At 41.8% G+C, this 9,988-nt stretch carries 13 protein-coding genes and 1 other RNA gene; 5 read left to right on the top strand and 9 right to left on the bottom strand.

The window, feature by feature from the left end; translation table 11 throughout:
* Positions 1-94: 94 nt before the first annotated feature.
* Positions 95-679: a peptidylprolyl isomerase gene (locus tag AB5Z52_RS14525; RefSeq protein WP_003128790.1), complete on the bottom strand. Its 585-nt coding sequence runs from the start codon at positions 677-679 to the stop codon at positions 95-97.
* Positions 680-824: 145 nt separating this feature from the next.
* Here AB5Z52_RS14525 and AB5Z52_RS14520 point away from each other — a divergent pair, with 145 nt between their 5' ends.
* From AB5Z52_RS14520 to AB5Z52_RS14510, 3 genes are all read left to right on the top strand, one after another.
* Positions 825-1,802 (top strand): NAD(P)/FAD-dependent oxidoreductase, encoded by a 978-nt coding sequence (locus AB5Z52_RS14520; RefSeq protein ID WP_003128789.1) that lies wholly within the window; start codon positions 825-827, stop codon positions 1,800-1,802.
* 3 nt (positions 1,803-1,805) lie between these two features.
* Positions 1,806-2,462, top strand: coding sequence for a bis(5'-nucleosyl)-tetraphosphatase (symmetrical) YqeK (gene yqeK / locus AB5Z52_RS14515; RefSeq protein ID WP_003128787.1), 657 nt, complete (start codon positions 1,806-1,808; stop codon positions 2,460-2,462).
* Positions 2,463-2,649: 187 nt separating this feature from the next.
* Positions 2,650-3,159: a phosphatidylglycerophosphatase A gene (locus tag AB5Z52_RS14510; protein ID WP_003128785.1), complete on the top strand. Its 510-nt coding sequence runs from the start codon at positions 2,650-2,652 to the stop codon at positions 3,157-3,159.
* Positions 3,160-3,304: 145 nt separating this feature from the next.
* Here AB5Z52_RS14510 and AB5Z52_RS14505 read toward each other — a convergent pair whose 3' ends face one another.
* The 4 genes from AB5Z52_RS14505 to AB5Z52_RS14490 all read right to left on the bottom strand — a co-directional run bounded on the left by AB5Z52_RS14505 (position 3,305) and on the right by AB5Z52_RS14490 (position 6,793).
* Positions 3,305-3,946, bottom strand: a complete 642-nt coding sequence (locus AB5Z52_RS14505; RefSeq protein ID WP_003128784.1) for a TIGR01906 family membrane protein — start codon at positions 3,944-3,946, stop codon at positions 3,305-3,307.
* Positions 3,943-4,713 (bottom strand): TIGR01457 family HAD-type hydrolase, encoded by a 771-nt coding sequence (locus tag AB5Z52_RS14500; protein ID WP_003128782.1) that lies wholly within the window; start codon positions 4,711-4,713, stop codon positions 3,943-3,945. The genes AB5Z52_RS14505 and AB5Z52_RS14500 overlap by 4 nt, the downstream gene beginning before the upstream one ends.
* 3 nt (positions 4,714-4,716) lie before the next feature.
* Positions 4,717-5,328 carry a YutD family protein gene (locus AB5Z52_RS14495; RefSeq protein WP_003128781.1) on the bottom strand — a complete coding sequence of 204 codons (612 nt, stop codon included), beginning with the start codon at positions 5,326-5,328 and terminating at the stop codon, positions 4,717-4,719.
* An 85-nt stretch (positions 5,329-5,413) separates the two neighbouring features.
* Complete coding sequence (locus AB5Z52_RS14490) at positions 5,414-6,793, bottom strand: bifunctional UDP-sugar hydrolase/5'-nucleotidase (RefSeq protein WP_003128780.1); 1,380 nt, start codon at positions 6,791-6,793, stop codon at positions 5,414-5,416.
* A gap of 191 nt (positions 6,794-6,984) precedes the next feature.
* Between AB5Z52_RS14490 and AB5Z52_RS14485 the strand changes: the two genes are divergently transcribed.
* Together AB5Z52_RS14485 and AB5Z52_RS14480 are read left to right on the top strand one after the other, a co-directional pair.
* Positions 6,985-7,236 carry a hypothetical protein gene (locus AB5Z52_RS14485; RefSeq protein ID WP_005472623.1) on the top strand — a complete coding sequence of 84 codons (252 nt, stop codon included), beginning with the start codon at positions 6,985-6,987 and terminating at the stop codon, positions 7,234-7,236.
* Positions 7,237-7,413: 177 nt separating this feature from the next.
* A complete protein-coding gene (locus tag AB5Z52_RS14480; RefSeq protein WP_034705295.1) occupies positions 7,414-7,860 on the top strand; it encodes a GNAT family N-acetyltransferase in 447 nt (148 codons plus the stop codon).
* Between the two features lie 312 nt (positions 7,861-8,172).
* Here the strand turns inward: AB5Z52_RS14480 and ffs are convergent.
* From ffs to AB5Z52_RS14460, 4 genes are all read right to left on the bottom strand, one after another.
* Positions 8,173-8,271: signal recognition particle sRNA small type (gene ffs / locus AB5Z52_RS14475), an RNA gene on the bottom strand.
* A 24-nt stretch (positions 8,272-8,295) separates the two neighbouring features.
* Positions 8,296-8,802 (bottom strand): tRNA adenosine(34) deaminase TadA, encoded by a 507-nt coding sequence (gene tadA / locus AB5Z52_RS14470; protein ID WP_005472626.1) that lies wholly within the window; start codon positions 8,800-8,802, stop codon positions 8,296-8,298.
* 272 nt (positions 8,803-9,074) lie between these two features.
* Positions 9,075-9,410 (bottom strand): hypothetical protein, encoded by a 336-nt coding sequence (locus AB5Z52_RS14465; RefSeq protein WP_003128776.1) that lies wholly within the window; start codon positions 9,408-9,410, stop codon positions 9,075-9,077.
* A gap of 68 nt (positions 9,411-9,478) precedes the next feature.
* A partial coding sequence (locus AB5Z52_RS14460; RefSeq protein WP_368266968.1) for an RsmF rRNA methyltransferase first C-terminal domain-containing protein occupies positions 9,479-9,988 on the bottom strand: 510 nt, incomplete at its 5' end.

Here is a 9,988-nt window from a genome sequence, read left to right as displayed (position 1 = left end):
GTTTTCATAAATCTATTATAAAAGAAAAGACTGTAGACATCATCCATAAAATGGACTTTGTCTACAGTCTGAAAGAACCCCGCGGGGTTCTTTTTTATGCACTGATTTCAATTGTTTCGATCACAACATCATGAACAGGACGGTCTTGCGGTCCTCGTTGAACGTTTGCGATTTCGTCCACTACATCCATGCCATCTACAACATGACCAAAAACAGTGTGACGGAAGTCTAACCACGGCGTTCCACCTTGTTGATATGCTTCGATCACTTCGGAAGGATAACCTGCTCCCTCTAATTGACCAAGCATATTCGCTGGTACGTTTTGATTGTTGACAATAAAGAATTGGCTGCCGTTTGTATTTGGGCCGGCATTAGCCATTGATAATGCTCCGCGAAGATTGAAGAGCTCTTTTGAAAACTCATCTTCGAAGCTGCCCCCGTAAATACTTTCGCCACCCATACCAGTACCGGTAGGATCGCCGCCTTGAATCATAAAATCAGGAATAACGCGGTGGAAAATGATACCGTCGTAATATCCTTTTTGGGCAAGTTCGACGAAGTTTTTCACGGTTTTTGGGGCCAATTCTGGAAAGAGCACTACTGTGATATCTCCCCGATTCGTTTTGATAACTGCTTTATGACCTGTTTCTTTTAAATGTAGCTGTGGAAATTCAGACACACTTAACGCCTCCTTGTTTATACTAAATACTAAAACAATGATAGCAGAAAAATGAAAAAATGCTAGTTAAGACAATTTTTGCTATAATGAAGCTATTCGTCCAGGTGATACTGTAGAATAATCAATCAACAGAGGGAGATGCACTATGGAGATATATGATATTACCATCGTTGGTGCTGGGCCGAGCGGCATGTTCTCTGCCTTCTACGCCGGTATGCGCAACGCAAAAACCAAACTGATCGACAGTCTGCCTCAGCTAGGCGGCCAATTGGCCACGCTCTATCCTGAGAAATATATATATGATATTCCGGGTTATCCAAAGATCAAAGCCGGTGAATTGGTTCAAAATCTTGAAAAGCAACTGACTACCTTCAATCATCAATACTGTTTGGAGGAAACCGTCTTACAGATCGAAAAGCACGAAGACTACCTAGAACTGATCACAGATAAAGGCAATCACTATTCCAAAGCAGTGATTTTAGCCTTAGGCAATGGTTCCTTCCAGCCAAGAAAACTGTCTATACCCGACAGTGAACGTTTTGAAGGCAATGGACTCGACTATTTCGTAACTGACTTGATGAAGTATGCGGGCCGCAAAGTTGCTATCGCTGGGGGTGGCGATTCAGCGATTGACTGGGCGCTCATGCTTGAACCAATCGCTAGTGAAGTTTATTTGATCCATCGTCGCCCAGAATTTCGAGCGCATGAACATAGTGTCAACAAACTGCGCGCTTCTTCTGTCAACATTCTAACTCCCTATGTTATCCAGGATATCAGTGGAGAAAAACGTCTAACTGAAATTGCTTTGCAGCAAGTCAAAGGAGATGAATCTGTTTCCTTGCAAGTGGACTCTTTGATCGTTAATTACGGTTTTTCTTCGACTTTGAACATTAAAGAGTGGGGACTAAAAAGCACTCGACAAGGCGTATTCGTTACATCAGATATGCGGACATCCATTCCAGGAATCTACGCTTGCGGGGATGTGGTCTTATACGATGGCAAAGTAGATTTGATTGCTACTGGTTTCGGGGAAGCCCCCACTGCCGTCAACAATGCGCTTCATTACATTGATCCTAAAAACCGGACACAACCTGCCCACAGCACTAGTTTGTTCAAGGAGTAGACCATGCTGAGTCGGTATAAAATTGATTTACCTGATGCGTCCCTTGCAAACCAAATGCGTGTTTACTTAGAAGCCTTTGACCAAGTATCGACTGTCCAACATCATCTCGAAGTAGCCAATGCCGCTGAGCAACTTGCCAAACGTTTCGGTGGCGACTGCCAGAAAGCAACGATTGCTGGATTGTTTCATGATATCAGCATGGTCATTCCCAATGATGAACGTCTCGCATTTCAAGAATATTACGGTTTGGAGATAGTGCCGGAAGAAAGAAAAGTACCATTATTGCTGCATCAAAAACAATCGGCTACTTTGGCAAAAGAGCTCTTTGGGATCACTGACCCTGAGATTTTGTCTGCCATTACCTGCCACACGACACTTAAGGAAAATTTTTCAAAGCTGGATCTCATTGTTTTCCTAGCAGATAAAATCGAATGGGATCGCGCAGATGCGGCACCTTTTTTAGAGGAGCTACTGGCTGCACTTGATAACTCTTTAGAAGCGGCAGCATTATGTTATCTTGACTGGCTATTTGCTGGTGATTTGCTAGTGGCCCACCCTTGGGCAGTTGCCGCAAAACAACAATTGCAAAAAAAGCTACTTACCAAAAAAGCAAAAACTACTATATTAAAAAAACCAAAAAAGCAAAAACTACTATATTAAAAAACAGCTTAAAAAAGAGCTAGTATAAAAAAGGAAAAAAGCTATAAAAAGAACGGTCGCAGGATTTCTCTGCGACTTTTTTTCATACAGTTCAGAAACGACTACGTTGCTGTTCGTCGGTATTTTTTGATTCCACGGGCAAGATAAGATAGGATAGAAGTAAGAAAAAAGAATTGGAGGGAATCACATGGTATTAGAGAATAAAACACTTGAAGATAAGGCAAGAGAACTACTTTCAGAGCGCGGCGTATCACTTCAGGATATCGGCGAACTTGTTTTATTTTTACAAAAAGATTATATCGAAGGTATTACATTAGATATGTGCATTGAAAGTGTGAACGCAGTCCTCAGTAAACGTGAGGTTCACAACACGATTTTGACTGGTATCCAGTTAGATATATTGGCAGAAGAAAACAGCCTTTTGCATCCATTGCAGGAAATCGTCAAAGATGATGAAGGGTTGTATGGTATCGATGAGATTTTGGCACTTTCCATTGTCAATGTCTACGGTTCGATCGGTTTCACCAACTATGGCTACATCGATAAAGTGAAGCCAGGTATTTTAAAAGAATTAAACAGTCATGAAGGCCCCCGGGTCCATACATTCTTAGATGATATTGTAGGTGCAATCGCAGCTTCGGCAGCTAGTCGTTTGGCGCACCAGCATCCAAGCAAGTCTCATTACATCACTCAATAAACTTGTAAAAATCAGCTACTATCGAAAAAAGACTATCCCACAAGTCTGAAACACCTGAAGGGACTACCGTGTAAATCGTTACGCGATACTAGCAAGGAACGCCAGTATGACTGACGTTCCCGCTATCCTCTAGGTCTTTTCTCACTTATGAAATAGTCTTTTTTTGACTTTGTTTTGCCCACCAGTAAATCACAAAGAAAAACAGTTCAATCAGTACAAAAAATAAAATAAAACAGTGCATGAAGAACGTCTCCGGCAGAACATTGATGATGGGATCCGTTACTGGATCAAAAAGCCAATCGTCATTATTGAAGAAAATCTCATGAAACGTCACAAAAAATCGATCAAACCCGATTGCCATCAAGAAACCAAAGAAAATCGGCAGCAGCATCCCCCACTGCAATGGTCGCAACAACCGCCAGCGCTGGTCATTTTTCCAAAAAGATCTAAGAAGCATGAAACTGGGGATCAACGTTACGAGCAGTACACCATAGTTTAATAAAAATAGTTTCTTCACATCATAGAAATGTCCAGCTCCTGCCGCTGACATCGGAAAATCTGGCAAAGCTAATGTCGTATTCAATGGATTGTTCAAGAAATCCAGCAACAACCCATAATTTTTTATCAATTCTTCTTTTGAAATGTCGGTATAATCTAAAATATTCAACTGTTGAATATCAAAATGATATAGCCAGCGAAAATTGATCGTTACCGTAATTGCTAAGCTGATCAGAAATAAAAACAAACACAGCATCCCTAGCCGCTCGATCCATACTTGTTTTCTCATTGGTCAAAATCCCATTCATCTAAGGAATCAATGACATAAGTTGGGGGTTCCGGTAAACGAGGCACAGCAGATTTCGGTGTAAAACCGGATAGTACCAATAGGGAATCAATGCCATTCCGAATCCCCGAGCAAATATCCGTCTCATAGTTATCTCCCACCATAATGACTTCCTCTTTTGGTAAACCAAGGTGTGCCACGGCTTTGTCCATAATAATTGCTTCCGGTTTACCGATGAAAATCGGCGGTGTCTGTGTCGCAGTCTCCACCATTGCGATCAAAGAACCGGCTCCAGGTAACAATCCCCGTTCGGTAGGGATATTTTTATCTGGATTGGTGCCGATAAAGGTAGCCCCTTTTTGAATCGCTAATGTGGCTAAGACAAACTTTTCGTAGGTGACATCATTGTCTAAACCAACGACGACATAATCCGGATTTTGGTCATCCCATTCAAAACCGGCCGCTAAAATCAAGTCGATCAATCCTGCTTCGCCGATCACAAAGACTTTATTGCCGCGACCGTGGTCTTTCATAAAGTCGATCGTCGCCAAACTTGCCGTATAAATTGTTGCAGGCGCCACATGAATGGCGAATTCATCCGCTAATCGTTGTGCGACTGTTTCTGGACTGCGGGTCGTATTATTTGTGACAAAAAGGAAAGGCAATTCCTTTTTCTGCAAAGCTTCAACGAAGCGTTTGCCTGCTGGTATCGGCTCTTTCCCTAAATAGATCGTGCCATCTAAATCAATCAAATATCCCTTATATTTCATAAATTACTCTTCCCGTTGACGGATCGTGAATTCTTTTTTATTTGTTTTTTTCACTGTCGTTTCTGTCGATCGCGCCTTTTTTTCTTTTGGTTTTCGATTTTTAATCGTTGGCTTCACCTGTTTTTGAGAAACAACTTCTTGTTTCTCATCGATGTGTGCCGGACGTGTTTGATTGCTTTGAGCTGCTGGTTTCTTTTTACGGCGTCGGGTCGTACTCTTTTCTTTCTTGCCGCCAACTCGTTGAATTACAAAATAAGCGCAACCGAAATTACAGTATTCATATAAATAATCCTCTAGCATGTCGATCCGCTGATCCGGTAATGCTTTGCGATTGTCTTTGTCAAAAAAACCTTTTAGACGCAACTGTTCATAACCCCAATCCCCTACGATGTAATCGTAGCGAGCCAATACTTCACTGTACCGTTCGCCCAATTTTTGGGGATCAAATCCTTCGCGATAATCTACCACCAATTTGTATTGGCGTGTACCGATCAATAATTCATCTTCATTAACAAGCGTAACCAGTTCGCCTTTTTGCGGCTGTTTCTCTGGTTCTTCGATGATCTCCTCGAGTACCGAAGTGATCTCGTCTGTAATTGTTTGTTTTTCGGTCATCTTTTCACCACCTGTTGTCTATTATACCTTGTTTTAATACGTAATGATAGTCGTGCTTGTATCAGATTCCCCTCCGACTTTTTCATTACTGGATCGGATATTTATGTGCTAAGTAGCTGCCAAAGACCGTACGAATAAATTCTGGAAATAAAAATTCACAGCGTCCGGCTATCTCGATCGTGGGAAAAAAAGGAATAAACAAATAATGATCCACTAATGTGATCTGGTATTCTTCCACCGGATTGATTACTTTGTTTTGCCACAATACTTGGTGATTGATGGCATCATAAGAGATCCCCTTATAAACCAGTTCACCAAATATTTTCCCACGAAATCCCATCCCAACAATTGGATAGTTCCGTAAAAAGCGCCGATTTTTTTCCATTTCTAAAACAAAACGGATCACATCTGCTCCCTTCAATGTCACTCGAATCAAGTGCATCGGATGAGGCAAGATGGTATGCAGTTGATCCTGGTCGATGCGCCCTGCCGGTAAATCACCTAAAAACAAACCGCTATTCAACACAGCAGCTTCCGTTTGTCCTCTAACACAAAGCGCCGCCAATGCTTCTTGGATAATCGAATCTTCGTTCCCTTCACAACGAAGCGCCCACGGAAGTTGTGCGACTTGTTTCGTTTTCAGCAAACGATGACCAATAGAAAGATAACCAGCAATCTCTTCTTCATCTTGCGGAAAAGCTAAAAGCTGCTCTGTAGGGATCACTCGGGCAGAACGCTCGATAGTTTGCCCTTGATCATCTAACGTAATCGTTACTTCACCAATATAAAAACCAAATTTCCCCGCTGCTGCCAATTGTACGCCATTGACGATTTCGCCGGTCTCGAATAAGTGATGCGTATGAGAGCCTAAAATCACATCCAACTGAGGAAACTCAGCCGCGATCGCTCGATCTGCATTGATTCCCAAATGACTCATCAAGACTAAAATATCGACTTGGGGCTGCAAATGATTGATCAATAAAGGCAGCAATTCCAAGGGTTCACGAATATCCCAGCCGTTTGGTGAATAGGTCAAAGGAAAGGGTGCCGTAAAAGCAATCAGCCCGACTTTCGTCCCTTGATTCGTTTCGATGATCTGGTAATCCTGCCGCCATTTTGGTGGTTTCAAATCATTCTTATCGAAAAGGTTCGCCAATAAGATAGGAAACTCCGCTTGATCATAAAGATGCTGAAGCTCTTCTTTGGAATTTCCCACACCTTCATTGTTGCCAATAGTCACTGCATCATAGTGTCCTTGGTTCATCAGCTCAATATTGGCTTGTCCGTTCGTTGCTTCAGTCAATGGATGCCACCGATCCACAAAATCTCCTAGATCCAAAGAAATCACTGTTTCTTGACTCGAATCTGCTTCTTGCTTCCGTTGATTAAGATAACGGCGGATCTTAGGCCAATGCTCCAGATGTGAATGCAAATCATTCGTGTGTACTAGCGTGATTTTTTCCATCTTATCCCTCTTCTCACCCATTTGCTGTCGGCTATTTGATAAGTCTTCAGCTTAATGTTCCAACTACTATTAGAATAGCACAATTTTTGCGAGGTACCAGAGGGATGCTTTTCGATTCAGGTTTTGTTTCCAGCGTTTGGACCGCCTTTCTAAAGACCTTGTGCTACAATAAAAAAAAAGGAGGGATTTCGATGTTAGAACAGTTACGAGCAGAGTGGGAAAAACTTTTTGGCCACAAGTACACTTCTTCCTCTGAGAAACAACAAACGGTGGATGGAGAGACCTCCCATCGTTTATCCGACGAGGATCCAGAGACACTTCATGAGATGATGGGGACAGATTGGAACACGTTTTTAGACGGTAGTGATATCTTCACTGAATTATCCGCTGAAGAACAAGAAGAGATCCGCAGGAATGGCCCTCGGCATGAAGACTATATCTAATTCGATCTGCTACAAACAATAATAGAACCCCTCGCTTATAGGTGTAGTGGTTCTCAGACTGCAACTAACTTCATTCGTGTCATGAAGTGCTGTATATCTGTTGGATATACAGCACTTCGTTTTTATCTTTTTTCTTTGATATAATTAAAAAAATCGGAGGTTTTGGAGGTCAAGAACTTGAAAATTATAGAGGTAAAAGAAAGAACGGCACCATTGATAGAACAGCTATTAACCATTTGGGAAAGTGCTGTAAGAGCAACGCATCTCTTTCTATCAGATCATGAAATAGAAGAAATCAAGACGTATGTACCACAAGCATTAAAAGAAATCCCCTATTTAATTCTCATAGAAAACGAAAATCAAGCACCTGTTGGCTTTATGGGGATCGTGGAGCAACATCTTGAAATGCTTTTTATTGCTAACGAAGAAAGAGGAAAAGGGTTAGGCAAAGAATTGCTTACATACGGCATAGAAAAATATTTGGTTAATGATTTAGCAGTGAATGAACAAAACCCGCTTGCAAAAGATTTTTATGAACACATGGGATTTGAAGTTTATAAAAAAACAGCGTTTGACGAACAAGGCAATCCATATCCACTAATTTATATAAGATTAGACAGATAACTATTCCAGTAGTTACTTTTTAGCAAGAGGTTATGCCATAAGTCATCATCCAACAAGTGAAACCGTATCATATTCTATTGCGATAGATTCCTCTGACTTTTGCGACGAGGAACCCCTGCACCGCAAGAGCAATACTATATCATGTTCGGATTTCACTTGTAGGAGACTTATGGCACAGCCCCTTTTTTTATTTATTATTGAATGAAGGATATAAAAAAAGGGCGTTTGTCTACCCCCTCAGAAGAACTCACTTAGAGAAGTCGCAGTTCTGCTTTTTGGCAACAAAAAAAGCTGATTTTCATCAGCTAATAGTTAATTAAAAAAAATCAGACACATGGAGACTCCTGCTTAGTGCTGCTTCCTTCCGGATCTGACACGCTTCACAAGACCTCCATTGTCCTAGCCTTTCGGCAAAATTTAGTATAACGTATTTTTCTATAGATTACCAGACTTTTTTTGTTTTTTCTTTTGGCGCAATGCCCGAAAAAAATCTTTTAGCACTTGCCCGCACGCTTCTTCCAAGATCCCGCCTTCTACGTAGGACCAATGGTTGAAACGCTCATCTTCCAACAGATTCAGCAAAGAACCGGCAGCACCGCCTTTTGGATCGTAGGCGCCAAAGTAAACTTCTTCGACACGAGCCAGCATCATTGCACCACTACACATAGGACAAGGCTCCAATGTAACAAATAGCTGCGCTTGTTCTAAGCGCCAGCTTTCGATGGCTTGGCAGGCTTGTTGGATGGCAAACATTTCGGCATGAGCTGTTGCCTCTTGCTGTTTTTCCCGCAAGTTGTGTCCTCGGCCAATAATTTGCCCCTCTAAGACGACAACTGCCCCGATGGGGACTTCGGCGATTGCTTCCGCTTTTTGCGCTTCTTTCAGTGCTTCACGCATAAAATATTCTTTTTCACTTTGTGTGAGGGTACTTTCTTTCTTCAAAATGATTCCTTTCAATTCTCAATTGGGATAAACATGGAAAGCTGACACTGACTCTATAGAAAAGCTCTGGCAATTTTTTAACGCAGTCATTCAGTAGCCGTACCTGTTCCAGTTGCTATGGCTCCCAATTCCTATTTTCCTTTTCTCTGAACAAAAAAGAAGCGCCAAATGAAGCCTAGTCAAACAACTGCTATGGCAGGACAACCACTGGCAGGTTCTTTCAACGATCTTCTGGCCGCTTCTAACAGCATTTTCTCCAAGGAGATATTAGCTTAAAAGACTGCATCAATAAAGCTAGTCAACTTGTCTTTGACATTCTCTGTTGCATCTTTGACGTTATCTCCATAAACCGAGACTTTATGACGGCTGTCTTTGACTTTCTTCATGACGCCGAGCAATGCATCTAAATCTTTATCCGTCAAATCATCGACGACACCTAATAATTTTTCGTTGCCATTAAATTTGTCGTCAACAAACTTTTTCACTTTGTGACGGTTGCAAGCGAAGCGTACTTTGTTCACGACTTTGTCTGAGACAACGACTGCTGTTGAGATGCCAGCAATTGCCGCAATACTTAATCCAATCGTTACTTTTGTTGATGTTTTCATATCGATCAGCTCCCTTTATTTGCTACTTCTATGATAGCACGACCGATCAAATAAAAATACTATTTCGTTTATTCCAGAGTGAACCGCAATCCTTTCGGGAAGAAGTTTTTCACCACACCTTGCACTTGTTTGCCGAAGCCAATCGGGACCTCAGCCACCTTCAAGACGACCCAGCCTTCATTTCCAGGTACCGTAATCGTTTCACCAGCCACGTACTTCTGCCACTGAGCTAACTCAATTGACAAGAAAGGTGCTTCATCATTTTCTTTGATCGCCATTGCCAATGCAAAACTCGGTTCGATACGATTCTTTTTCACAGTCCCTACGTGAAGCCCTGGACGTAATACGCGAACCCCTTTTAGTGATGGTAATTCACTAGGTACTAACCACAGATGATCCCCAAAAAGCTGGATATCGGCAGCAGTCTCTTTTAAAAATGGATAGTTTTCTTGGAAAGATTGCCAAAGTGATCGCGTGACAGAATCAATCCCAGAAGCTTTTTTGGTTTTTTTGGTTTTCTTTGGTTTGGCTATGTTCTCCGATCCAAGATAGGTCAGCTTTGCGGCAAAATGACCTTC

It is taken from the genome of Enterococcus sp. RTP21361st1_A6_RTP21361_211029 (assembly GCF_040910045.1).
Classification (GTDB): Bacteria; Bacillota; Bacilli; order Lactobacillales; family Enterococcaceae; genus Enterococcus_D; species Enterococcus_D gallinarum.
This window is presented reverse-complemented; position numbering and strand designations above follow the sequence as displayed.